This is a genomic window from Streptomyces sp. NBC_00483, assembly GCF_036013745.1.
GTDB lineage: Bacteria > Actinomycetota > Actinomycetes > Streptomycetales > Streptomycetaceae > Streptomyces.
In genome coordinates this window covers 6,256,992-6,279,824 of the sequence record NZ_CP107880.1, presented here as the reverse complement: position 1 = coordinate 6,279,824, position 22,833 = coordinate 6,256,992, and the positions used below count along the sequence as shown (strand labels likewise).

The 22,833-nt window shown below is 69.7% G+C and carries 22 protein-coding genes and 1 riboswitch; of the genes, 11 read left to right on the top strand and 11 right to left on the bottom strand.

Annotation, left to right across the window (positions count from 1 at the left end; translation table 11 throughout):
• Positions 1-4: 4 nt before the first annotated feature.
• The 8 genes from OHA73_RS28305 (at position 5) to OHA73_RS28270 (ending at position 9,147) form a co-directional block, all read left to right on the top strand.
• Positions 5-2,146, top strand: coding sequence for a carbon starvation CstA family protein (locus tag OHA73_RS28305; RefSeq protein WP_327656445.1), 2,142 nt, complete (start codon positions 5-7; stop codon positions 2,144-2,146).
• The gene (locus OHA73_RS28300; protein WP_266713932.1) at positions 2,115-2,318 is read left to right on the top strand and encodes a YbdD/YjiX family protein; all 204 of its coding nucleotides are present in this window, start codon (positions 2,115-2,117) and stop codon (positions 2,316-2,318) included. The genes OHA73_RS28305 and OHA73_RS28300 overlap by 32 nt, the downstream gene beginning before the upstream one ends.
• 126 nt (positions 2,319-2,444) lie before the next feature.
• Positions 2,445-2,711: a DUF3311 domain-containing protein gene (locus tag OHA73_RS28295; protein WP_266713930.1), complete on the top strand. Its 267-nt coding sequence runs from the start codon at positions 2,445-2,447 to the stop codon at positions 2,709-2,711.
• Positions 2,708-4,336, top strand: a complete 1,629-nt coding sequence (gene mctP / locus OHA73_RS28290; protein WP_327656444.1) for a monocarboxylate uptake permease MctP — start codon at positions 2,708-2,710, stop codon at positions 4,334-4,336. The genes OHA73_RS28295 and mctP overlap by 4 nt, the downstream gene beginning before the upstream one ends.
• Before the next feature lie 103 nt (positions 4,337-4,439).
• Positions 4,440-4,952 carry a GNAT family N-acetyltransferase gene (locus OHA73_RS28285; protein WP_267069288.1) on the top strand — a complete coding sequence of 171 codons (513 nt, stop codon included), beginning with the start codon at positions 4,440-4,442 and terminating at the stop codon, positions 4,950-4,952.
• 63 nt (positions 4,953-5,015) lie between these two features.
• Positions 5,016-5,146, top strand: a riboswitch (cobalamin riboswitch).
• Positions 5,147-5,273: 127 nt separating this feature from the next.
• Positions 5,274-7,625, top strand: a complete 2,352-nt coding sequence (locus OHA73_RS28280) for a ribonucleoside-diphosphate reductase subunit alpha (protein ID WP_327656443.1) — start codon at positions 5,274-5,276, stop codon at positions 7,623-7,625.
• On the top strand, positions 7,616-8,662 hold the full coding sequence (locus OHA73_RS28275) for a ribonucleotide-diphosphate reductase subunit beta (protein WP_266713922.1): 1,047 nt from the start codon (positions 7,616-7,618) through the stop codon (positions 8,660-8,662). The genes OHA73_RS28280 and OHA73_RS28275 overlap by 10 nt, the downstream gene beginning before the upstream one ends.
• Positions 8,663-8,772: 110 nt before the next feature.
• Complete coding sequence (locus OHA73_RS28270) at positions 8,773-9,147, top strand: hypothetical protein (RefSeq protein ID WP_327656442.1); 375 nt, start codon at positions 8,773-8,775, stop codon at positions 9,145-9,147.
• Here the strand turns inward: OHA73_RS28270 and OHA73_RS28265 are convergent.
• On the bottom strand, positions 9,129-9,278 hold the full coding sequence (locus OHA73_RS28265; RefSeq protein ID WP_267069291.1) for a hypothetical protein: 150 nt from the start codon (positions 9,276-9,278) through the stop codon (positions 9,129-9,131). The two genes, OHA73_RS28270 and OHA73_RS28265, sit on opposite strands and share 19 nt — an antisense overlap.
• Before the next feature lie 94 nt (positions 9,279-9,372).
• Between OHA73_RS28265 and OHA73_RS28260 the strand changes: the two genes are divergently transcribed.
• The gene (locus OHA73_RS28260) at positions 9,373-10,335 is read left to right on the top strand and encodes a helix-turn-helix domain-containing protein (RefSeq protein ID WP_267069292.1); all 963 of its coding nucleotides are present in this window, start codon (positions 9,373-9,375) and stop codon (positions 10,333-10,335) included.
• A 17-nt stretch (positions 10,336-10,352) separates the two neighbouring features.
• Here OHA73_RS28260 and OHA73_RS28255 read toward each other — a convergent pair whose 3' ends face one another.
• The 10 genes from OHA73_RS28255 to OHA73_RS28210 all read right to left on the bottom strand — a co-directional run bounded on the left by OHA73_RS28255 (position 10,353) and on the right by OHA73_RS28210 (position 20,701).
• Positions 10,353-11,738, bottom strand: a complete 1,386-nt coding sequence (locus OHA73_RS28255) for a cytochrome P450 (RefSeq protein ID WP_266713915.1) — start codon at positions 11,736-11,738, stop codon at positions 10,353-10,355.
• Complete coding sequence (locus OHA73_RS28250; RefSeq protein ID WP_443063136.1) at positions 11,735-12,892, bottom strand: terpene synthase family protein; 1,158 nt, start codon at positions 12,890-12,892, stop codon at positions 11,735-11,737. The genes OHA73_RS28255 and OHA73_RS28250 overlap by 4 nt, the downstream gene beginning before the upstream one ends.
• Before the next feature lie 294 nt (positions 12,893-13,186).
• Positions 13,187-13,837, bottom strand: a complete 651-nt coding sequence (def, locus tag OHA73_RS28245; protein ID WP_266713913.1) for a peptide deformylase — start codon at positions 13,835-13,837, stop codon at positions 13,187-13,189.
• Between the two features lie 165 nt (positions 13,838-14,002).
• Complete coding sequence (locus OHA73_RS28240; protein ID WP_266713911.1) at positions 14,003-14,983, bottom strand: tetratricopeptide repeat protein; 981 nt, start codon at positions 14,981-14,983, stop codon at positions 14,003-14,005.
• 114 nt (positions 14,984-15,097) lie between these two features.
• Positions 15,098-16,336, bottom strand: a complete 1,239-nt coding sequence (locus tag OHA73_RS28235; RefSeq protein ID WP_443063135.1) for an HD-GYP domain-containing protein — start codon at positions 16,334-16,336, stop codon at positions 15,098-15,100.
• 65 nt (positions 16,337-16,401) lie between these two features.
• A complete protein-coding gene (locus OHA73_RS28230) occupies positions 16,402-17,733 on the bottom strand; it encodes an HD-GYP domain-containing protein (protein ID WP_327656441.1) in 1,332 nt (443 codons plus the stop codon).
• A gap of 189 nt (positions 17,734-17,922) precedes the next feature.
• Positions 17,923-18,219 carry a mycothiol system anti-sigma-R factor gene (gene rsrA / locus OHA73_RS28225; RefSeq protein ID WP_266713907.1) on the bottom strand — a complete coding sequence of 99 codons (297 nt, stop codon included), beginning with the start codon at positions 18,217-18,219 and terminating at the stop codon, positions 17,923-17,925.
• Positions 18,216-18,899, bottom strand: a complete 684-nt coding sequence (gene sigR / locus OHA73_RS28220; protein ID WP_266718852.1) for an RNA polymerase sigma factor SigR — start codon at positions 18,897-18,899, stop codon at positions 18,216-18,218. Before sigR ends, rsrA begins: the two co-directional genes overlap by 4 nt.
• Positions 18,900-19,143: 244 nt before the next feature.
• Entirely contained in the window at positions 19,144-19,779 is a 636-nt protein-coding gene (locus OHA73_RS28215; RefSeq protein WP_327656440.1) for an alpha/beta hydrolase family protein, read from the bottom strand.
• Positions 19,780-19,861: 82 nt separating this feature from the next.
• Entirely contained in the window at positions 19,862-20,701 is an 840-nt protein-coding gene (locus tag OHA73_RS28210; RefSeq protein WP_327656439.1) for an SOS response-associated peptidase, read from the bottom strand.
• A 60-nt stretch (positions 20,702-20,761) separates the two neighbouring features.
• Between OHA73_RS28210 and OHA73_RS28205 the strand changes: the two genes are divergently transcribed.
• Both OHA73_RS28205 and aroA read left to right on the top strand, forming a co-directional pair.
• Positions 20,762-21,463: a M50 family metallopeptidase gene (locus OHA73_RS28205; protein ID WP_266713901.1), complete on the top strand. Its 702-nt coding sequence runs from the start codon at positions 20,762-20,764 to the stop codon at positions 21,461-21,463.
• Positions 21,464-21,499: 36 nt separating this feature from the next.
• Positions 21,500-22,825 (top strand): 3-phosphoshikimate 1-carboxyvinyltransferase, encoded by a 1,326-nt coding sequence (aroA, locus tag OHA73_RS28200; RefSeq protein WP_266713899.1) that lies wholly within the window; start codon positions 21,500-21,502, stop codon positions 22,823-22,825.
• The last annotated feature ends 8 nt before the right edge of the window (positions 22,826-22,833 follow it).

The window sequence follows — 22,833 nt, the reverse complement described above, 5'->3', positions numbered from 1 at the left end:
ACCAGTGCGTACCGCTTCTCCTAGAACCGTGATCCTGTGGACCGTCGTCGCCCTCGTGGGCGCGGCCGGCTGGTCCGTACTCGCGCTCGCCCGCGGCGAGGAGGTCTCCGCCGCGTGGATGGTGGCCGCCGCCCTCGGGACGTACGCCATCGCCTACCGCTTCTACGCGAAGTTCATCGCGCACAAGGTGCTGAAGGTCGACGGGAAGCGGGCCACGCCCGCCGAGCGGCTGGGCAACGGCATGGACTTCCACCCCACCGACCGGCGCGTGCTCCTCGGACACCACTTCGCGGCCATCGCGGGGGCGGGACCGCTGGTCGGGCCCGTGCTCGCGGCGCAGATGGGGTATCTGCCGGGCACCATCTGGATCATCGTCGGCGTGATCTTCGCGGGCGCCGTCCAGGACATGGTCGTGCTGTTCTTCTCGACGCGGCGCGACGGGCGTTCGCTCGGACAGATGGCGCGCGAGGAGATCGGCCTGGTCGGCGGGGCCGCCGCCCTGGTCGCCGCCTTCGCCATCATGATCATCCTGCTCGGGGTGCTCGCCCTGGTCGTGGTGAACGCGCTCGCCGAGTCTCCGTGGGGCACCTTCTCCATCGCGATGACGATCCCGATCGCGCTGCTCATGGGCTTCTATCTGCGGGTGCTGCGCCCCGGACGGGTGTCCGAGGTGTCGCTCATCGGGGTCGCGCTGCTGCTGATCGCGCTCATCGCAGGCCGCTGGGTCGCCGAGTCCTCGTGGGCCGGCACCTTCACGCTCGCGCCCTCGACGCTCGTGATCTGGATGGTGATCTACGGGTTCGTCGCCTCGGTCCTGCCGGTGTGGATGCTGCTCGCGCCGCGCGACTATCTGTCGACGTTCATGAAGCTCGGCACCATCGCGCTGCTCGCCATCGGCGTCGTAGTCGCGCTGCCGACGCTGAAGATGGACCCGGTCACCGAGTTCGCCTCGCGCGGCGACGGCCCGGTCTTCGCGGGCTCGCTCTTCCCCTTCGTCTTCATCACCATCGCGTGCGGCGCGCTCTCCGGCTTCCACGCGCTGATCTCCTCCGGCACGACGCCGAAGATGATCCAGAAGGAGACGCAGGTCCGGATGATCGGCTACGGCTCCATGCTGATGGAGTCGGCCGTGGCCGTGATGGCGCTCGTCGCCGCGAGCATCATCGACCCCGGGCTCTACTTCGCGATGAACGCGCCCGCCGGAGTCATCGGCGACAGCGTTCAGTCCGCGTCGCAGGCCGTCGCGGGCTTCGGGTACTCGATCTCGCCGGCGGAACTCGCGCAGGCCGCGAAGAACGTCGAGGAGGCGAGCCTGCTGTCCCGTACGGGCGGTGCGCCGACGCTCGCCGTCGGCGTCTCGGAGATCTTCTCGCAGGTGACCGGGGGCGGACTGCGCGCCTTCTGGTACCACTTCGCGATCATGTTCGAGGCGCTGTTCATCCTGACCGCGCTCGACGCGGGCACGCGCGTGGGCCGCTTCATGCTCCAGGACATGCTCGGCAACGTCTACAAGCCGTTCAAGAACATCAGCTGGAAGCCGGGGCTCCTGCTCACCAGCGCCGTCGTCGTCGGCCTGTGGGGCTACTTCCTGTGGGTCGGCGTGCACGAGCCGCTCGGCGGGATCAACCAGCTCTTCCCGATCTTCGGCATCTCCAACCAGCTGCTCGCCGCCGTCGCCCTCGCCGTCTGCACGACGCTGCTCGTGAAGTCGGGGCGGCTCAAGTGGGCCTGGATCACCGGGATCCCGCTGGTCTGGGACACCGTCGTGACGCTGACCGCCAGCTGGCAGAAGGTGTTCTCGTCCGACCCGCGCGTCGGCTTCTTCCAGCAGCGCTCGAACTACCAGGACGCCATCGACGCCGGCAAGATCCTGCCGCCCGCCAAGACCATGGACGACATGCACACCGTGGTCACCAACTCCACGGTGGACGGCGTCCTTTCGGCCGCGCTCGCCCTCCTCATCATCGTGGTGGTCCTCGACGCGCTGCGGGTATGCGTGAAGCACGTACGGAACCCGCAGTCGTCCAGGCTGAGCGAGGCGCCGTACGTCGAGTCCACGCTGGTGGCACCGGCCGGGCTCGTCCCGACACAGGAGGAGAAGGCGGAGGCGCGCGATGCCGGCGTCGGCAGTTCTACGGGTGGCTAGGTATGTGCGGTGGTTCGTCCGTGAGTTGACGGACGAGAGCGCGTACGACCGGTACGTGACGCACCTCGGGGAGACCCACCCGGGTGCGTCCGTTCCGTCCCGGCGCGACTTCGAGCGCATGCGGACGGACCGCCAGGAATCGGATCCCCGGCAGGGGTTCCGCTGCTGCTGAGGCGGTCTGTGAACGGGTCCGTTATCCGGACAGGGGTTCCATAGATCAAGACTCTCGCTTAGATTTCCCGGGCGTTAAACATGAGATAAGTGGGATCTCTGATGAGCGAGGGGAACGGAACCGCGAATGTCCGATGCGCCTGAAGTGAAACAACCGGTGGTCACGCCGGTGCGCGTGATCATTGCACTGTGTCTGGTCGCACCGTTCGTCGCGATGCTCTGGGTCAGCTCCTACGCCAAGATCGAACCGACGCTCATCGGCGTCCCGTTCTTCTACTGGTACCAGATGCTCTGGGTGCTCATCTCGACCGCGCTCACGATGACCGCGTACAAGCTGTGGCAGCGCGATCAGCGTGCCCGTAAGTCTGCTCAGTCGGCTGGAGGCCAGGCGTGAACGGCGGCGTCAACGGTGTCGCGCTCACCGTCTTCATCATCTTCTTCGTGGCCGTCACGGTCATGGGCTTCCTCGCCGCGCGCTGGCGGAAGGCCGAGAACGAAGCATCGCTCGACGAATGGGGCCTGGGCGGCCGCTCGTTCGGCACCTGGGTCACCTGGTTCCTGCTGGGCGGCGACCTCTACACGGCGTACACCTTCGTCGCCGTCCCCGCGGCGATCTACGCGGCCGGCGCCTCCGGCTTCTTCGCGGTGCCGTACACGATCCTGGTGTACCCGCTGATCTTCACCTTCCTGCCGCGCCTGTGGTCGGTCTCGCACAAGCACGGGTACGTGACCACGTCCGACTTCGTGCGCGGCCGCTTCGGCTCGAAGGGCCTCTCGCTCGCGGTCGCGATCACCGGCATCCTCGCCACGATGCCGTACATCGCGCTCCAACTGGTGGGCATCCAGGCGGTCCTTGACGTGATGGGCGTCGGCGGCGGCGAGAACACCAACTGGTTCGTCAAGGACCTGCCACTGCTGCTCGCCTTCGGCGTGCTCGCCGCGTACACGTACTCCTCGGGCCTGCGGGCGCCCGCGCTGATCGCGTTCGTCAAGGACGGCCTGATCTACCTCGTGATCGCGGTCGCCATCATCTACATCCCGATCAAGCTCGGCGGGTTCGAGCACATCTTCTCGGCGGCGAACGACAAGTTCGACGCGGCCAACGAAGCCGCCGGCAAACCGGTCGCCGGGCTCGCACCGGGATCCGGCGGTACGTGGACGTACGCGACGCTCGCGCTCGGTTCCGCCCTGGCGCTGTTCATGTACCCGCACTCGATCACGGCGACCCTGTCCTCCAAGAGCCGCAACGTGATCCGCCGCAACACCACGATCCTGCCGCTGTACTCGCTGATGCTGGGCCTGCTCGGGCTGCTCGGGTTCATGGCGATCGCGGCCGGGATCAAGGTGCAGAACGGGCAGTTGGCGATTCCGCAGCTGTTCGAGGACATGTTCCCCGACTGGTTCACGGGCGTCGCGTTCGCCGCCATCGGCATCGGCGCGCTGGTCCCCGCGGCCATCATGTCCATCGCCGCGGCGAACCTGTTCACGCGCAACATCTACAAGGACTTCATCAAGCCGGACGCGACGCCCGAGCAGGAGACCAAGGTCTCCAAGCTGGTCTCGCTGCTCGTGAAGGTGGGCGCCCTGGCCTTCGTCCTCACCATGGACAAGACCGTCGCGATCAACTTCCAGCTGCTCGGCGGCATCTGGATCCTCCAGACGATGCCGGCCCTGGTCGGCGGCCTGTTCACGCGCTGGTTCCACCGGTGGGCGCTGCTCGCGGGCTGGGCGGTCGGCATGCTGTACGGCACGCTCGCCGCGTACGGCGTCGCGTCGCCGACGCAGGCGCACTTCGGCGGCTCGTCGGCGGAGATCCCCGGCATCGGCGAGATCGGCTACATCGGCCTCACGGCGTTCGTCCTGAACGTCGTCGTGACCGTGGTCGGAACCTTCGTCCTGAAGGCGTTCAACGCCCCGGACGGCGTCGACGAGACGTCCCGCGAGGACTACACGGCCGACGCGGGCGACAAGGGGGTCCAGACCGAACTGCCCACGGTCGGCGCGGGCGCCGGTCACTAGGCACCGCTTGCACGAATGTGTCGGGCCCCTCCACACGGAGGGGCCCGACACATTTTCCGGAAAGCGTTGCGACCACGGCATACGGTCGCGTAACCATGGCGTCGTGATCAGAACTGTGCGCCCCGATGAGTACGCCGCCCTCGGCGAGTTGAGTGCCCGCGCCTACCTGGGCAGTGGCCTCCTCGCGTTCGGCGAGGACGACTGGTACGCCGCCGAACTGCGCGACGTCGAGAAACGCGCCCGGCAGGCCGAGGTGCTCGTCGCCGAGGACCCGGACGGCCGGGTCCTCGGCAGCGTCACCTACGTCTCCTCGCACGACCACCCGTACGCGGAGCTGGCGCGCCCCTCGGAGGCCGAGTTCCGGATGCTGGCCGTCGCCGTCGAGGCGCGCGGGAAGGGCGTCGGCGAGGCGCTCGTACGGGCCGTGATCGACCGGGCCCGCACGGCCGGCAAGTCGGCGGTGGTGCTGTGCACCCAGCCGCTCGCGACCGCCTCGCACCGCCTCTACGAGCGCCTCGGCTTCACCCGGATCCCGGACCGCGACTGGGCCCCGATCCCGGAAGTGATGCTGCGGGCGTACGAGTTGAGGCTGTCGGCAGGGGCTTCGGCGGGCTGAAGGCATGGGCACCCTGGCGCAACGCCGACACAACATATGGGGCTGAAGCGAAAGCCCAACACAACATGTATGCTCGCTCTCGCTGTCACCACAGGGGAATCCGGTGCGAATCCGGAACTGTCCCGCAACGGTGTACGTAGGCGTACAAAAACGCCCGCGTGAGTCCGATGACCTGTCGACGGTACGCCCGAGCCGACCGGCCCGGGCGTCGACGACGTCCGGGCCTCGCGGAAAGGGCCGGTGGACGAGGGCCCGCCTTCGCGCGCCCGCGCTGCCACCTCCTCCCCGCAGGCCTCGAGCCGAGCGAGGGAGAGCCTCCACGTGACCATCGCGCCCGCCGAACCGGTCTCAGCCACCCCCCAGGACGGCCCGGGTGCCGCACTGCTGCGCACCCTGACCGAGCTGACCGCCGACCTCCCCGACGCCGATCCCGGCCGGATCGCGGCCGCCGCGCTGCGCGGCCGTTCGGCGCGGGCCGATGAGGCCGAGCTGCGCGATCTCGCCACCGAGGCCGCGGCCGGTCTGATCTCCGAGGACCCCGCCTACTCCCGGCTCGCCGCCCGACTGCTCACCCGCTCCATCGCCGCGGAGGCCGCCTCGCAGGGCGTCACGTCCTTCACCGGGTCGGTCGAGGTCGGCCACCGCGAGGGCCTGATCGCGGACCGCACGGCCGAGTTCGTACGGGTGCACGCGGCGCGCCTCGACGCGCTGATCGACGTCGCGGGCGACGACCGCTTCGGCTACTTCGGCCTGCGCACGCTGCACAGCCGCTACCTGCTGCGGCACCCGATCACCCGGCACGTCATCGAGACCCCGCAGCACTTCATGCTGCGCGTGGCCTGCGGACTCGCCGAGGACGACAGCGTCCGCGCGCTGGACGAAGTGGCCGCCCTGTACGGCCTGATGAGCCGCCTCGACTACCTGCCCTCCTCCCCCACGCTCTTCAACTCCGGCACCCGCCACCCCCAGATGTCGAGCTGCTACCTGCTCGACTCCCCGCTCGACGAGCTCGACTCGATCTACGACCGGTACCACCAGGTCGCCCGCCTCTCGAAGCACGCGGGTGGCATCGGTCTCTCGTACTCCCGCATCCGCAGCCGCGGTTCGCTGATCCGCGGCACGAACGGGCACTCCAACGGCATCGTCCCGTTCCTGAAGACGCTGGACGCCTCGGTCGCCGCCGTGAACCAGGGAGGCCGCCGCAAAGGCGCCGCCGCGGTCTACCTGGAGACCTGGCACTCCGACATCGAGGAGTTCCTCGAGCTGCGCGACAACACTGGTGAGGACGCGCGCCGCACCCACAACCTGAACCTCGCGCACTGGATCCCGGACGAGTTCATGCGCCGGGTGAACACGGACCAGCCGTGGTCGCTGTTCTCGCCGGCCGACGTGCCCGAGCTCGTCGACCTGTGGGGCGAGGAGTTCGACGCCGCGTACCGCAAGGCCGAGGCCGACGGGAAGGCCCAGCGGACCATCCCGGCCCGCGATCTGTACGGCCGCATGATGCGCACCCTCGCGCAGACCGGCAACGGCTGGCTGACCTTCAAGGACGCCGCCAACCGCACCGCCAACCAGACGGCGGAGCCCGGCCACACGGTCCACTCCTCGAATCTCTGCACGGAGATCCTGGAGGTGACGGACGACGGGGAGACGGCCGTCTGCAACCTGGGGTCGGTGAACCTCGGGTCCTTCGTCGTGGACGGTGGCATCGACTGGGAGCGGCTCGACGAGACGGTCCGCACGGCCGTCACCTTCCTCGACCGCGTCGTCGACATCAACTTCTACCCGACCGACCAGGCGGGCCGCTCCAACTCCCGCTGGCGCCCGGTGGGCCTGGGCGCGATGGGCCTCCAGGACGTCTTCTTCAAGCTGCGCATGCCGTTCGACTCGGCGGAGGCCCGCGCCCTGTCCACCCGCATCTCCGAGCGCATCATGCTCGCGGCGTACGAGGCGTCGGCCGACCTGGCCGAGCGCAACGGTCCCCTTCCCGCCTGGGAGAAGACCCGTACGGCGCGCGGCGTGCTGCACCCCGACCACTACGGCGTGGAGCTGACGTGGCCGGAGCGCTGGGCGGCGCTGCGGGAACGCATCGCGTCGGTCGGCATGCGCAACTCCCTCCTCCTCGCCATCGCGCCCACGGCCACCATCGCCTCGATCGCCGGCGTCTACGAGTGCATCGAGCCGCAGGTATCCAACCTCTTCAAGCGGGAGACCCTGTCGGGCGAGTTCCTCCAGATCAACTCGTACCTCATCGACGAGCTGAAGGCGCTCGGCGTCTGGGACGCCAAGACCCGCGAGGCGCTGCGCGAGTCCAGCGGCTCGGTGCAGGGCTTCACCTGGGTCCCGGAGGAGATCCGCGCCCTCTACCGCACGGCGTGGGAGATCCCGCAGCGCGGCCTCATCGACATGGCGGCGGCGCGGACCCCGTTCCTCGACCAGGCCCAGTCCCTGAACCTCTTCATGGAGACGCCGACCATCGGCAAGCTCTCCTCGATGTACGCGTACGCCTGGAAGTCGGGCCTGAAGACGACGTACTACCTGCGCTCGCGCCCGGCGACGCGCATCGCGCGGGCGGCGGGCAACAGCACCGTCCCCGCACAGACCGCGACGCCCGACCCCGAGGCCGTCGCCTGCTCCCTTGAAAACCCCGAGTCCTGCGAGGCATGCCAGTGACCACCGCCGCCGACAAGCACACGACGACGACCGGCGAGAAGAACCTGCTCGACCCCGGCTTCGAGCTGACGCTCCGGCCGATGCGCTATCCGGACTTCTACGAGCGCTACCGCGACGCCATCAAGAACACGTGGACGGTGGAGGAGGTCGACCTCCACTCGGACGTCGCCGACCTCGCGAAGCTGTCACCGGGTGAGCAGCACATGATCGCCCGACTGGTCGCATTCTTCGCGACGGGCGACTCGATCGTCGCGAACAACCTGGTCCTCACGCTCTACAAGCACATCAACTCCCCAGAGGCGCGGCTGTACTTGAGCCGTCAGCTCTTCGAGGAGGCCGTGCACGTCCAGTTCTATCTGACGCTGCTCGACACCTATCTGCCCGACCCGGACGACCGGGTCGAGGCGTTCGCGGCGGTGGAGAACATCCCCTCCATCCGCGAGAAGGCCGAGTTCTGTTTCCGTTGGATGGATTCCGTCGAGGGCCTCGACCGTCTGGCGACCAAGTCGGACCGCCGCCGCTTCCTCCTCAACCTGATCTGCTTCGCGGCGTGCATCGAGGGCCTCTTCTTCTACGGCGCCTTCGCCTACGTCTACTGGTTCCGCTCGCGCGGCCTGCTGCACGGCCTCGCCACCGGCACCAACTGGGTCTTCCGCGACGAGACGATGCACATGAGCTTCGCCTTCGACGTGGTGGACACGGTCCGCAAGGAGGAGCCGGAGCTCTTCGACGACGAGTTGCAGCAGCAGGTCACCGACATGCTCAAGGAAGCCGTCGAGGCCGAGCTGCAGTTCAGCCGTGACCTGTGCGGCGAGGGTCTGCCGGGCATGAACACCGACTCGATGCGGCAGTACCTGGAGTGCGTCGCCGACCAGCGCCTGCAGCGCCTCGGCTTCGCGCCGATCTACGGCTCGGAGAACCCGTTCTCGTTCATGGAGCTCCAGGGCGTCCAGGAACTGACCAACTTCTTCGAGCGGCGCCCTTCGGCGTACCAGGTCGCGGTCGAGGGCTCGGTCGGCTTCGACGAGGACTTCTGACGGGTCCACCCGTATGACGGGGCAGGCCCCCTGACGGGTTCGGTTCCAACGGGGCGGTGGGCGGCACTAATTGAGATGCGCCGCGCACCGCCCCGGCTCCCGTACTCGACGTGGGCGGCGGCCCGGGCGTGCACGCGCGCTGGCTGGTCGAGGACGGGTACCGCGTCCATCTCGTCGACCCCGTGGAACGGCACGTGCGGGAGGCGGCCGGCGCCGGGTGCACGGTCCATCGCGCCGAGGACCTGGCGGCGGAGGTGCGGGACGCCGGGGTCATCGGCACCCGGCTGTACGGGGTGGAGGGGCCCGGTGACGCTCTCCTGAAGGCTGCGGAGACCGCCACGGGCCGCCAAGTACAGAGGGAATCCGACCTGTTCACGTCGGCTCTGGCGGCGGCCCGGATGGCCGAGGAGCATCCGGAGCTGCTCGTCGCGAGCTCGCACCTGCTGGCCTTCGGGCGGCGGCCGGGTCAGGCCGCACGCTCGTAGCGGGAGTGGCGCGCGGCGGCGGCACGGAGTTGACGGTCGATGCGGCGGTCGTGGGCCATGCCGTACAGGGACGGGGCGGCCAGGAGGAGGAAGACGAAGAGGACTGCGAAGTAGTTCATCGCTGTGTTCATGTCCTCCACTCTCCGCCCGGCGGCGACCGCGCGGCAGTGGCAGGACCGTCAGCAACCCTCGAATTACTGCCACTTCTGCGGCACACTGTCAGGCATGCTGAAAAACGTGGCCGCCGTGCTGCTGGACGGCGTGCATCCCTTTGAACTCGGCGTCGTGTGCGAGGTGTTCGGCCTCGACCGCAGCGACGCCGGGCTGCCCGTGTACGACTTCGCGGCCGTCTCCACCGAGGGGCCCTCACTCACCACGCACGTGCCCGGCATGACGGTCTCCACCCCGCACGGCCTCGAACGGCTCGCGGAGGCCGACCTCATCACGATCCCCTCGGAGGGGCGGCGGTTCGGCCAGTACCCGCCGGAACTGCTCGACGCGCTGCGGCAGGCGGTCGACCGGGGCGCGCGCGTGCTCAGCCTCTGCGCGGGGGTGTTCGTCCTCGGCGAGGCCGGACTGCTCGACGGCCGCCGGTGCGCGGTCCACTGGCGGTACGCGCGCGAGCTCGCCGTCCGCTTCCCGCGCACCCGCGTCGACCCCGATGTGCTGTACGTCGACGAGGGCCCGGTCATCACCTCCGCCGGCACGGCCGCGGGCATCGACGCCTGCCTCCACATCGTCCGCAAGGAGCACGGCTCCGAGGTGGCCAACACGATCGCCCGCCGCATGGTCGTCCCGCCGCACCGCGACGGCGGCCAGGCCCAGTACGTGGAGCGCCCGCTGCCGGCGACGCGCTGCGACACGGTGGGCGGGGTGCTGGCGTGGATGGAGCGGCATCTGGGAGATCCGGTGACCGTGGAGGAGCTGGCGGCGCGGGCGCACATGTCGCCGCGCACGTTCGCGCGGCGCTTCCAGCAGGAGACCGGCACGACGCCGTACCGCTGGCTGCTGCGCCAACGCGTCCTGTTCGCCCAGGAGTTGCTGGAGGGCACGGACGAGACGGTGGACGCGATCGCCGCGCGCGCCGGGTTCGGCAACGCGGCGGCGATGCGCCATCAGTTCATGAAGGCGTTGGGGACGACCCCCAACGCCTTCCGCAGGACCTTCCGGGTGAAGCTCGCCTCCTAGGCTCCGGTCACCGGCGGTCAGCCACGGGCCCACACCCGCAGGTTCCCGTTCTTGGGGCCGATGGTGATGCCCAGCTTCGCCGTCGACTCCGTCTCGGGGACCGTCTCGAATCGCCACCGCGACACCAAGGTGCCCAGGATGAGGCCGAGTCCGACCATACTGAAGTGATCGCCGGGGCACTTGCGGTTGCCTGTGCCGAACGGCTGGTGTGCCACCTTCGCGACGTCCGTGACGCGCTCCGGCAGCCATCGGTCGGGGTCAAAGACGTTCACGTCGTCGAACGAGCGCGGGTCGTGCTGCATCGCGTACGGGCTGTAGACGATGTCCGTCCCGGCCGGAATGCGATACCCACCGAGCGTCGTATCGACCGCCGATATGCGCGTGAATATCCACACGCTGGGGCGAATGCGCATCGACTCGGCAAGGAGATTCCGCATATATGCGAGTTTCCCGAGGTCGCCGAAAGCCACCTGCCTGACGCCACCCGTCACCGATTCAACCTCTTCGTACAACCGGCTTTCATGGTCCGGGTGTTCGGCGAGGAGTCCGAGCGTCCAAGCCAGCGTCTTGGAGACATTCTCGCCGCCGGCCAACAGGAGGGCCAAAACCTGATCGTGGATCTCTTGGTCGGTGACCGCTTCACCGTCGTCGTCGTGCGCGTCGAGCAATGCCGCGAGAAGGTCTCCGGTGTCGATTCCCTCGGCCGCCTGAGCCCTTCGCTCGACGATGATCTCGTCGACCATGCGGTGCAATTCGGCCATCGCGCGCTCGAAACGCCGATTGGCCGGCAGGGGCAGCCGGTACAGCGGTCCGAAGGACAGGATCATCCGCCGGTACATGCCGACGAAGACCGTGCCCATCGTCTCGCCGAGGCGGTCCGAGCGGTCGTCCTCCGCGTCGATGTGCAGCATGGCGCGGGCCGTGATCCGGGCCGACAGGCGGAACATCTCGGCGTTGATGTCGACGGTCTGCCCGTCCTGCCAGCGGTCGGCCGCGGCCTGCGCCTCCTCTGCCATCAACGAGGCGTAGTCGGCGATCCGATCGGCCCGGAACGCGGGCTGGATGGCACGGCGCTGGCGCCGGTGCTTCTGCCCGTTGCTGCTCGCCACGCCCTCGCCGAGGAGCACCTCGAGGGCGTCCCACAACGCGCCGCCGACGATGAAGTCCGGGCTCTTGAGGAGCTTCTCGACCAGGACGGGGTCGCAGGCCGCGAAGACCGTCTTGGGGCCGAGCCGCAGCCGGACCACGTCGCCGCCGTCCCGCAGCCGGGTCAGGAAGGCCAGCGGGTCACGGAGCATCTGCGGGGCGTGGCCGAGCAGCGGCGCACCGCCGGGTGCGAGCGGCGGGAGCGACGCTCCCGCCTGGCCGGGCGCCGGGGCCGGCAGCGTGGATTCCACGGTCATGCGCACTCACCTGCCTGTTCGGGGATCCGGTCGGGGGTCCGGTCCGGGATCCGGTGGGGAGCCTGCCTCGGGATGCGGCCCGCGCCGGACACGCCGTCGGCACCGACCGGCTCGTCGCTGACGTACGGCGGGTTGCTGCGGTCCTCCCAGTCGTCGACCTGATAGCGGCCCGATTCGTGGTGGAACCAGTAGACGGAACTGAACCAGTTCCGCATGTTCTCCAGACATGACCTCATGGCCACGGAGAGGTCTTTTCCTTTTTCTCCGAGCGTCGCGACGCCGTCCGCGATGTTCCCGACCTCGATTTCCGCCTCAAGGAAATCGTCGACGCATACGAGGACTCGGCGCCGCACTTCCGCGGCGGCTTCGGGGACGGAAAGCCCCTCGTGCTCGATGAGGCTTATCCCGAGGTTGTGGAATTCGTTTCCCGCGAGTTCCTTGGGGAGCGAACACAGGTCGTTGTACCAGGCGGAGAAATCCTGGACGGAAAGTGCCGCGCGCATGAACGCCGGCGTTTTCCGTACCCACGCCGGGAGTTCGTACTGCGCCGTCGCCTCGAGCAGGTCTATCCAAATCCAGTGCGCGAAGGTCTGCCGGCGCAACTCTATGTACGCGTCGACGCCGGGCACGGTGCCCGTCGTCCGGTTCCTGAACTCCTCGTCGTACGCGTCGATCACCGGGTGGAAATGGCGGGCGAACCGCACGTTCCAGGTGTGGCTCAGCGAGCCGTAGAACCGCTGGAGGCAGTCGGCGAACCCCGCGACCAGCGGATCCCCATGGTCGAGATGGAGCTCGGGCGCCTCGGTCGCCGCGTGTAACTGGGCGACGAGCCGGCCCCAGCCTTCCGCGCGACCGTGGATCACGTCGCGGTCGTGCCGGTCGTCCCAGGCGAAGAACCACGCGCTGTAGTCGCTGATCGTCGCGAGCAGTTCATCGGGGGCGCCGAGGTAGTAGCCGGCGACGAGGTCCGAATAGCACAAGCCGTCGGCATATTTCGCCACCTTGTCGGGCGGCATCAGCTCCATTTCCAGGAGCCAGGACCGGGTCCTTCCTTGGAGCTTCGGCCAATACGGGTGCAGTCGGCGAGGAAACCGACTCTCGATCACCGGAAGCGCCACAGCCGCCGGAACCGACGTATGTGAGAAAGCAGGCACGTAGTAACCCCTCTCTGTGGCCTGCAGCGCGCGCCCCTCCCGCTGTACCGGTCGCGCGCCGTCGTGTTACCCCGCGCTTTCTATTCAGCACCATAACTGACCGCGATGGGAACGGATTTGCTCCCCTCACTACCCCACACTTCCTGATTCTTCACCTGCCATGACCGGATTCGGGCGATACGCGTCCGGGCCGGGTACCCCTGCCCGCACATGCGAACGGCGCCCGGACGGAGGTCACTTCCGCACCGGACGCCGTCTGACGCCTCAACTCCCCCATGAGGGAAAGGTAGTTGCTCAGCTGTTGGGGACCACCGGGTAACGCGGCGTCCCCTCCTCCATCTGCTTCAACGCGTCCTTGCGCTCACGCTTCGAGAGACGGTCGATGTACAGGTACCCGTACAGGTGGTCGGTCTCGTGCTGCAGGCAGCGCGCGAAGTAGCCGGTGCCGCGCACGGTGATCGGGTTGCCCTTCTCGTCCCGGCCGTCGACCACCGCGTAGTCGGGGCGGGCGAGTTCGGCGTACGCGGTCGGCACGGACAGGCAGCCCTCGTTGGAGTCGTCGAGGCGGCGCTGGTCGGTCGGCAGCTCGCGCAGGACCGGGTTGCAGACGACGCCGGTGTGCCGCATGCCGTCGTCGTCCGGGCAGTCGTACACGAAGACCTTCAGGTCCACACCGATCTGGTTGGCGGCGAGGCCCACGCCCTCGGCGGTGTGCTGGCTCGCGAACATGTCGTCGACGAGCTTTGCCAGCTCGTCGTCGAACTCGGTGACGTCCTTGCACTCCTTGTGCAGCACCGGGTTCCCGACGACGGTGATCGGCCGCGACGTGCCGCGCTCCCGGTACGCCGCCTCCCGGGCCTCGCAGTCCTCGGTGTCGACGACGAAACCCTCGTCATCCACGGGAAGCACGCCGCCGTGCTGCTGATCGGTGTCCTGCTGAGCCATGACGGACGAACGCCTTCCTAGGGAAACAACGAGAGGGAAACAACGAGGTGGAACCCTTACAGGGTACTTTCAGCGACACGGGGGCCCGGGGCGCAGCCCCCGGGGACGGGACGGGAAGGGGCGGCGGGGGCGACCAACAAAAACCCGCCCCGCGCCCACCCGCACCTAACAAACCTCTTCGAGATCCCGCCAGTCACGCGAGTCCGGCGAATCCGCCACCCACCCGTCGAGCAACCCCCGCACCAGAGAAGCCGGCGCAGCCACACCGCACTCCCGCTCCGGCACCCACAGCTGCCCATCGGTCCGATGCCCAAGGGGCCCGGGATGCCCCGGCTCACTGTGGTCGTGCGGATCGAGATGCGTACCGTCCCCCTCGTCGGACGGCATCCGCGACTCCGAACACGTCCGGCACAGCAGCCGCACGGACGACGACCAGTCCTCGGCGGCGAATCCCGCGTCGGCGGCCAGCCGCTCCAGCGCGTCCCGGTCGTCCTCGGTGGCGGCCTCGAGCAGCACCACCCAGGTGGGAACCGGCGAGGGCGCCCACAGTTCGATCTCGTCGAAGACCGGGTACGAGTGCCCGGCCGCCGTGGTCCGCTCCCCGTGCGGGACGCCGTCGTGCAGCACGACCTCGCCCCAGCGCCGCCCGGACGACGGCAGCGGGATGGAGAGCAGCTCGATGCGCGCGGGGTCGAGCCTGCGCCCCCACACCACCTCCGCCTCGCCCTCCGGCGACAGCCGCACCGCGGCGCTCCCGAGGTCCATCCCGGTCGGCTCCCCGGCAGCGGCGGCGCCGCCCGGCACCTTCAGCCCGTACGCCTGCCAGGCCCTGCGCGCGAGCGGCCAGTCCTGCAGGGCGGTGGCGGCGATGCCCACGTTCCACCAGTCCGGGGCCCCGCCCTCCTTCTCGAGCAGGGCGACGGCCCGCAGGCCGGTGGTGCGGGCCTGCTCCCAGTCGTGCCGGAACTTGTGCAGCAGCGCGAGGTTGAACCAGGACTCCGACAGCCAGGGCTCCAGGTCGGCGGCCCGCGTGAGCAGCGCTCCCGCGTCCTCGTACCGGCCGTCGCCGATCAGCGTGAACGCGCGATCCGTGGCCTGCCGCCAGGAGGCGGAGGGCCGGTGCCGTCCCTTGCCGAAGATCCTCACGATTCCCGCCTGCCGATGCTCGAGGCCTGGGCCTCCGGTCTCTGAGTTTCTGCGTGTTCTACCTTGCTTTGCATCCAACCACGTACGGTCGGACGACCGCTCATTACCCATGGGTTACCCAACCGACCCTAGGCTCAGACCGGGCGTTCCAACCACCCTGGCCAGCGCCTCCACGACCTCTGGCTGGTAGTCGCGCCCCGTGGCCAGACGCAGGCTTTCCAGGGCCCTGAGCGGCCCCTGAGGTCCCTGTTCCCTGGCCATCTCGTCGTACGCGTTCGCTGTCCGCACAATCCGGGCGATGAGCGGCTGCTCGCGGTACGGGTCCGCCTGCCGCTCGACCACCACCGCCACCTGGGTGTCCACCCCGGTCTGACGGACGACGGCGCCGCCGAGCAGGGCGATCCGCCGCTGCTGGGCGGGCGGCAGCGCGGCGGTGGCGCCCTCGGCCACCGGGTCGACGAGCGAGAGCTGCCCGATGTCGTGCATCAGCGCCGCGTACTCGAGCACCGACAGGTCCGGCTGGGAGAGGCCCAGGTCGCGGCCGACGGCCCGGCTGAGCGCGGCCACCCGGCGGGCGTGCCCGTGCGGGGTGTAGCCGGCGATCTCGGTGGCGCGGGCCAGTGAGGTGATGGTCTGCCGGTACGTGGCCTTGACCACGGCGTACCGCCGGAACGCCAACTGGGTGAGCAGCAGCGGCAGGCTGATCAGGGGCAGCGCCCACAGCCCGGCGACGGCGACGGCGAGCGCCATGACGGCGCCCGTCGCGCACACGGCCGACCCGATCCCGAGCATCGCCCGCAGCTCGTCGCGCAGCAGCGGGCCGAACGGCCAGCGCGTCCTGGCGTGCGCCATGACGGCGGCGAGCACGGCATCGCACAACGCGGTCAGCACTAGGAGCCCGACGATCAACAGCGCGTAGTACGCCCCGTCCCCGAACCACTCCGCCAACACGCCCTGGTTGTACAGCGGTTGGAAGCAGACGGCGGCGAACGCGACGGTGAGCACGCGGCGCGTCACATGGTCGAGCGAGGCACCCTTTCCGCGCGCCACATGCGGTATGCAGCCGACGAGCGTGCCCGCGACGACGATTGCGACGACCTGTAGTGCGCCGTGGTGCGTGGGCCGCCCCGCGACCTCCCCGAGCAAGGCGTACGCGAGCGCCCCCGCGGCCCCGAGCGGCGCGGCCTCCCGGTCCTCTGCGCCACCCCACCGCGCCAGCTCCCCCACGGCGACGAGCACCCCGAACGCCAGCGCGTTCCCCCGCTCGACAACGCCGTGCCAAACGGTGTCCCCCACAGCCACGGCGGCAACCACCACAGCCACCCCGAACACCACCACCAGCAAGCCGGACAACCGTCTCCCCGCCGTGCCGCGCAACGGGTCCGGGGCCCCCGCGCCACGCTCCGGCTCGGCCCCCGTCACCGGGACGCCGCCGGCGGGACGGCGACGCTTTCCGGGCGGGGCGGTGGCACCACCGCCTCGTCCGCCGTGACCACGGGATGCCACCCGTCCCGCTCAAGCACCCGCACCAGCGCCCCCACCATCACCGGATCGAACTGCGAACCGGCGCACCGCTCCAGCTCCGACAACGCCACCGGAACGGGCCGCGCCCGCGAATACGTCCGCGTGGAAGTCATCGCGTCGAACGCGTCGGCCACCGCCACCACCCGCGCGAACTCCGGAATCTGCGCCCCCACGAGCCCGTACGGATACCCGCTCCCGTCGAGCCGCTCATGGTGATGCAGAATCGCCGCCCGCGCCTCGCCCAGGAACGCGATCCCCCGCACCATCTCGTGCCCGTACTCGGGATGCAGCTGAATGACCTCGCGCTCCTCGGGTGTCAGCGGCCCGTCCTTGCGCAACAACCGTGTGGGCACGCCGAGTTTCCCCACGTCGTGCAGGATCCCGGCGAACCGCAGCGCCTCCACCCGCTCCCCCGCCATCCCGAGCTCGCGCGCGATCATCATCGACGCCTGCCCGACCCGCTCACTGTGCCCGCGCGTATAGCCGTCCTTGATGTCGACGGCCTGCACGAGCGCCCGGATCGTGGCCTGGTGGGCCGACCACTCCCGCTGGTACTGGGCGAACACCCAGCAGGAGATGTACATCGGCAGGAGCACGAGCAGCGCGGCGAGCGGACCGTACGAACTCGTCCACATCGTCGCCATCACCAGGCCCGCGAGCCCGTGCGCGGCCACCGGCGCGAGCATCCGCAGGAAGAGCCCGCGCCAGGCGCTGCGCACCGGGACCCGCTCCGCGGAGGCGAGCACGCCCCCGTCGAGCACGGTGAGTGTGGCGCAGAACGCGAGGACCGCGGCGCCACCGGGTACGAGCGCGTACGGGAACCGGGGGTCGGCGACCGCTTCGGGCCCGCCGAGCGCGCCGAAGACCCGGGCCGCGGCCCAGGAGGCGAGGGCGAGTTGGGCCGCGCGCCACACCTTGCGCAGCCACGCGGGCCGCCGCTCGACCGAGGTGAGCAGGGCGCCGGGCAGGGCGACGAGCGCGGCGGCGGCCGGCGGCAGCAGAAACGCCCCGGCGAGCAGTACGGGAAAGAAGGTGCCCATCCCCTTGGGGGCGCGCCGCCCGACGAGCCGGCAGCGGCCGAGCTGCTCACACCCCGCGTAGAGGAACGCGAGCAGCGCGACGCCGGGCCACGACGTGGTGGCGGAGAACGCGGGGGCGGCGCAGACCACGGCGACGCCGGCGGTCAGGAGCACATACGCACGGGCCACGAGCGGAACCGACCGCATGCCCCAACTCCCTCCCCAAGGCGTCCAGTTCAGGGAGGATAGGACGGGCGGGAAGGCGCTCGCGCCGCATCACGGGGATTGCCCGGACCTCGGGCCCCGGATTCGCACGATCGGGTGAACGGGGCCCGGTTCAGCAGGCACTTCGGGCAACAGGCGCTTCAGACGAAGCCACTTCAGGCGACAGGCGCCTCAGGCGAGCGGATTGCCCATGCCCTCTTCGGGCGTGACCTGGCCCGAGCGGATCACTTCGATCCGCCCCATGACCTTGGCCCGCAGATCGGTGGGCACGTCGTCATGACCGCAGCACCGCTTCACCAGCTTCTTCACGGCCTGCTCAAGGCCGTACTTCTCCAGGCACGGGGAGCACTCCTCGAAGTGCACCTCGAACTTGGTGCAGTCACTGTCCGGCATCTCGTGGTCGAGGAACTCGTAGAGATGGTCCAGGACTTCACTGCAGTCCGTCTCGTGCGGCTCTCCGCAGCTCATGAGCCCGAGCCTTTCGCTTCGTTCGCCTGACCGGCACCGGCCGGGACGAGCCCGCGATCACGGGCGTAGTCCTCCAGCATGCCGCGCAGCTGGCGACGGCCACGGTGCAGCCGGGACATCACCGTACCGATGGGTGTTCCCATGATGTCCGCGATCTCCTTGTACGCAAAGCCCTCTACGTCCGCGAGATAGACCGCGATGCGGAATTCCTCGGGGATCGCCTGGAGCGCCCGCTTCACGTCCGAGTCGGGCAGGTGGTCGAGCGCCTGCGACTCGGCGGAGCGCAGACCGGTCGACATGTGCGACTCGGCCCGGGCCAGCTGCCAGTCCTCGATCTCCTCGGCGGCACTGCGCTGGGGCTCGCGCTGCTTCTTGCGGTACGAGTTGATGAAAGTGTTCGTAAGGATCCGGTACAGCCACGCCTTGAGGTTCGTGCCCTCACGGAACTGGTGGAACGAGGCGTACGCCTTCGCATACGTCTCCTGCACCAGGTCCTCGGCGTCGGCCGGGTTGCGCGTCATGCGCAGGGCCGCCGAATACATCTGGTCGAGAAATTCCAGCGCGTCCCGCTCGAAGCGCGCGTTGCGCTCAGCGGTGCTCTCCCCGTTCCCGGGAGTCTCGGGGCGCTCCTCCGCGTGGCCGTGCTCGGTCCCTGCGTCGGTCCCTGTGACCGGACCCACCTCCTCAAGCGATGTCACGGAGCCAAAGGAGACCCCGCTCGAATCGGAGGATAGACGACGATCCGGTCCGCCCGCCGCCCGAACAGGAGCGGTCTTGGCCGCGCTCAGCACGCTCCACTCCAGGTCAGGAGCGGTGGCACGGCTGGGGCAAGCGACTGAACCCATGCGGCGGACTTCCTCTCGTACGAACTCTGTGCACCGACAGTCCGCACAACAGTCGTCCCGGCCTCAACATTCCCGGCTGCTAGACGAGTGATCCGGTCCACTTCGTGACCGCGTCGGTGATCACGGAGAGGGCCTCTTCCTGGGTGATGTCCGCGCGCTTCGGAACGGCGAAGCCATGGTCCCCGTAGGGGACTTCGGTGAGTTCGTACGCGCCGGACTCCGGGAACTCCGCGGGCTTGCCGAAGGGGTCGTTGCCGCCCTGTACGACGAGGGTGGGCACGCCCGCGCCGAGGAGTTCCTCGGAACGGGACTTCTCCGGCTTGCCCGGCGGGTGCAGCGGAAAGCTGAGCGCGAGCACGGCGGCGGCGCCGAGTTCCCCCGCGGTACGGCAGGCGACGCGGGCGCCGGCGCTCCTGCCTCCGGCGATCACCGGGAGTCCGGGCTTCTCCAATGCGGGCCAGATGCCCCGCCACCCCTTGTCGAGCGTCTTCGGGGCGGGCGCGAGCTTCTTCCCCGCGACGCGCCAGGGCTGCTCCACGAGAGCGACGCTCACTCCGTGGGCGCGGAGGGCCCCGGCGAGGGCCACGAGGTCGCGTGCCTCGATACCGCCACCGGCGCCATGACTGACGGCCAGCACCAGCTTCGGGGTCTTGGCGGAGTGCCAGGTGATACGGGCGTCGCCGGTTTCGGTGGGGATGATTTCGCTACGTGTCACGTGGCCATTTAAGCCCCGCTCTGGGACGAGGGCCCGCGGGGTCCGGGGCAGAGCCCCGAGTCGTCCACCACGGCCGGCCGCGTCAGAAGAGCGTGCCCTCCTCCGGCCCCTCCAGCTCCCGAACAAGCTCCGCGCCGTTGTTGCGCACATTGCTCACCGCCGTGGACACGGGATACGCCCGCATCAGCCCCTCCGGAGGAGGGGCGAGGAGCGACCGAAGGTCATCGACGTCCGTACGGGCCGGGTCCAGCCAGTCGTCCCACCGGTCCGGTGTCAGCATCAGCGGCATCCGGGGGTGGATGTCGGCGAGGGACCCCGGCCCCTCCTTCGGCGCGACGCCGAGCGGAGCGGTCTCCGCCTCCGTGGTGATCACGGAGCACGTCACCCACCAGGCCAGCGGGTGCTCGTCCGGGAGCGTGCGGTCGTGCCAGAACTCGTAGAGCCCGGCCATCGCGAAGACCGAGCCGTCCGCGGGCGTCACGAAGTACGGCTGCTTGCGGGGCCGCTTCTTCTTGCCCTCGACCTCCAGGTCGCGCTCGGACGGCGCGGTCACCCACTCGTAATAGCCGTCCGCGGGCAGGATGCAGCGCCGCGTGGTGAAGGCCCGGCGGAACGAGGGCTTCTCGTGCACGGTCTCGGCCCGCGCGTTGATCATGCGGGCGCCGCCCTCCGGCGTCTTGGACCAGGACGGCACGAGCCCCCACTTGAGCTTGCGCAGCTGGCGAACCGGACGACCCGTGGCGGAGGAACTGTGAGAGGCGGCCTCGGCGTCCTTCACCGGGCGGTCGAGAACCGCGTAGACCTCCTTGGTGGGAGCCACATTGAAATCGGCCTCATAGGCCTCCTCCGGCTCCCACTTCTCGATCTCAAAGATTCCTGCGAGATCCTCGGGCCTGCGACTCGATGCATAACGTCCGCACATACGTGCCACAGTGCCAGATGCCGACCCGCCACCGAACCCGAACGGGAGCAGCCGAAACACATGGACGCCAGCCTCTGGGACCGGATCTTCGGGACCCAGTCCGACCCCGACCAGTGGGTGACGATCGCCACGGCCGTCGTCGCGCTCGCCGCGATCGTCCCGCACGGCATCTGGCGGCTGTCCCGTAACGCCATCACGATCGCCCACGAGGGCGGCCACGGCCTGATCGCCCTGCTGATGGGCCGCCGCCTCGACGGCATCCGGCTGCACGGCGACACCAGCGGCCTCACCGTGAGCCGCGGCAAACCGACCGGCCTCGGCATGATCCTGACCGCGGCCGCCGGGTACACGGCCCCGCCGCTGCTCGGTCTCGGCGGCGCGGCGCTGCTCTCCGAGGGACACATCACACTGCTGCTGTGGCTGGCCACGGCGCTGCTCGTGGCGATGCTCGTGATGATCAGGAACGCGTACGGGGTGCTGACCGTCGTCGTCGCCGGCGGCGCCTTCGTCCTCGTCTCCTGGCTCGCGGGGCCGCAGGTCCAGGCGGCCTTCGCGTACACCGTGGTCTGGTTCCTGCTCCTCGGTGGCGTGCGCCCCGCCTTCGAGCTGCAGCGCAAGCGCCACAGGGGAGGCGCGGGCGACTCCGACGCCGACCAGCTCTCGCGCCTCACGCACGTCCCCGCGGGAATGTGGCTGTTTTTCTTCCACGCCGTCTCACTGTGCTCACTGCTCGGCGGTGGCCGCTGGCTGCTGGGGCTGTGAGCAGGTGCCTTCCCGGGGGCCGACTAGAGTTGGGGCATGACCACGAACCCGGCCCACACCGCCCTCTGGCCCGCCCCTCTCGCGAGCGGAGCCGTCGACGCGACTGTTCAGGTGCCGGGGTCCAAATCCGTCACCAACCGGGCGCTCGTGCTCGCCGCGCTCGCCGCGGAGCCGGGCTGGCTGCGCCGCCCGCTGCGCTCCCGCGACACGCTGCTGATGGCGGCCGCGCTGCGCGAGATGGGTGTGGGCATCGAGGAAGGCGTGGGGCCCGACGGGTCCGGTGAGGCGTGGCGCGTCATCCCGTCCGGCCTTCAGGGGCCCGCCACGGTCGACGTCGGCAACGCGGGCACCGTGATGCGCTTCCTGCCGCCGGTCGCCTCGCTCGCCGACGGTCCGATCCGGTTCGACGGCGACCCCCGTTCGTACGAGCGTCCGCTGCACGGCGTGATCGACGCGCTGCGCGCGCTCGGCGCCCGGATCGACGACGAGGGCCGCGGCGCGCTGCCGCTGACGGTGCACGGCGGGGGCGCCCTGGAGGGCGGCCCGGTGGAGATCGACGCCTCGTCGTCGTCCCAGTTCGTTTCGGCCCTGCTGCTGTCGGGCCCGCGCTTCAACCAAGGGGTCGAGGTCCGGCACACGGGCTCGGCCCTCCCCTCCATGCCGCACATCCGCATGACGGTCGACATGCTGCGCGCGGTCGGCGCCCAGGTCGACACCCCGGAGTCGGGCGGCGAACCGAACGTGTGGCGGGTCACGCCCGGCGCCCTGCTCGGCCGGGACATCACCATCGAGCCGGACCTCTCGAACGCCCAGCCGTTCCTGGCCGCGGCCCTGATCACCGGCGGCAAGGTGACGATCCCCGACTGGCCCGAGCACACCACGCAGCCCGGCGACGCGCTGCGCGACATCTTCACGCAGATGGGCGGCGGCTGTGAACTGACCGAGCGCGGGCTCGAGTTCACCGGGTCGGGGTCGATCCACGGCATCGACGTCGACCTGAGCGAGGTCGGCGAGCTGACCCCCGGCATCGCCGCGGTGGCCGCCCTGGCCGACTCCCCGTCCACCCTGCGCGGCGTCGCCCATCTGCGCCTGCACGAGACGGACCGCCTTGCCGCGCTCACCAAGGAGATCAACGAGCTGGGCGGTGATGTGACGGAGACCGCCGACGGTCTGCACATCCGCCCGCGCAAGCTGCACGGCGGGATCTTCCACACGTACGACGACCACCGCATGGCCACCGCGGGCGCGATCATCGGCCTCGCGGTCAAGGACGTACAGATCGAGAACGTGGCGACCACCGCGAAGACGCTGCCGGACTTCCCCGACATGTGGGCCGCGATGCTCGGGACCGACCGGGCGTAGGGGTACAC

What these genes read in the sequence shown, in the direction of transcription:
- def (WP_266713913.1), bottom strand. Translation starts at nt 13,837, where the DNA reads ATGGCTCAGCAGGACACCGATCAGCAGCACGGCGGCGTGCTTCCCGTG.
- OHA73_RS28265 (WP_267069291.1), bottom strand. Translation starts at nt 9,278, where the DNA reads ATGAACACAGCGATGAACTACTTCGCAGTCCTCTTCGTCTTCCTCCTC.
- OHA73_RS28275 (WP_266713922.1), top strand. Translation starts at nt 7,616, where the DNA reads ATGCCAGTGACCACCGCCGCCGACAAGCACACGACGACGACCGGCGAG.
- OHA73_RS28230 (WP_327656441.1), bottom strand. Translation starts at nt 17,733, where the DNA reads ATGCGGTCGGTTCCGCTCGTGGCCCGTGCGTATGTGCTCCTGACCGCC.
- OHA73_RS28260 (WP_267069292.1), top strand. Translation starts at nt 9,373, where the DNA reads ATGCTGAAAAACGTGGCCGCCGTGCTGCTGGACGGCGTGCATCCCTTT.
- rsrA (WP_266713907.1), bottom strand. Translation starts at nt 18,219, where the DNA reads ATGAGCTGCGGAGAGCCGCACGAGACGGACTGCAGTGAAGTCCTGGAC.
- OHA73_RS28205 (WP_266713901.1), top strand. Translation starts at nt 20,762, where the DNA reads ATGGACGCCAGCCTCTGGGACCGGATCTTCGGGACCCAGTCCGACCCC.
- OHA73_RS28210 (WP_327656439.1), bottom strand. Translation starts at nt 20,701, where the DNA reads ATGTGCGGACGTTATGCATCGAGTCGCAGGCCCGAGGATCTCGCAGGA.
- aroA (WP_266713899.1), top strand. Translation starts at nt 21,500, where the DNA reads ATGACCACGAACCCGGCCCACACCGCCCTCTGGCCCGCCCCTCTCGCG.
- OHA73_RS28295 (WP_266713930.1), top strand. Translation starts at nt 2,445, where the DNA reads ATGTCCGATGCGCCTGAAGTGAAACAACCGGTGGTCACGCCGGTGCGC.
- OHA73_RS28300 (WP_266713932.1), top strand. Translation starts at nt 2,115, where the DNA reads ATGCCGGCGTCGGCAGTTCTACGGGTGGCTAGGTATGTGCGGTGGTTC.
- OHA73_RS28255 (WP_266713915.1), bottom strand. Translation starts at nt 11,738, where the DNA reads ATGACCGTGGAATCCACGCTGCCGGCCCCGGCGCCCGGCCAGGCGGGA.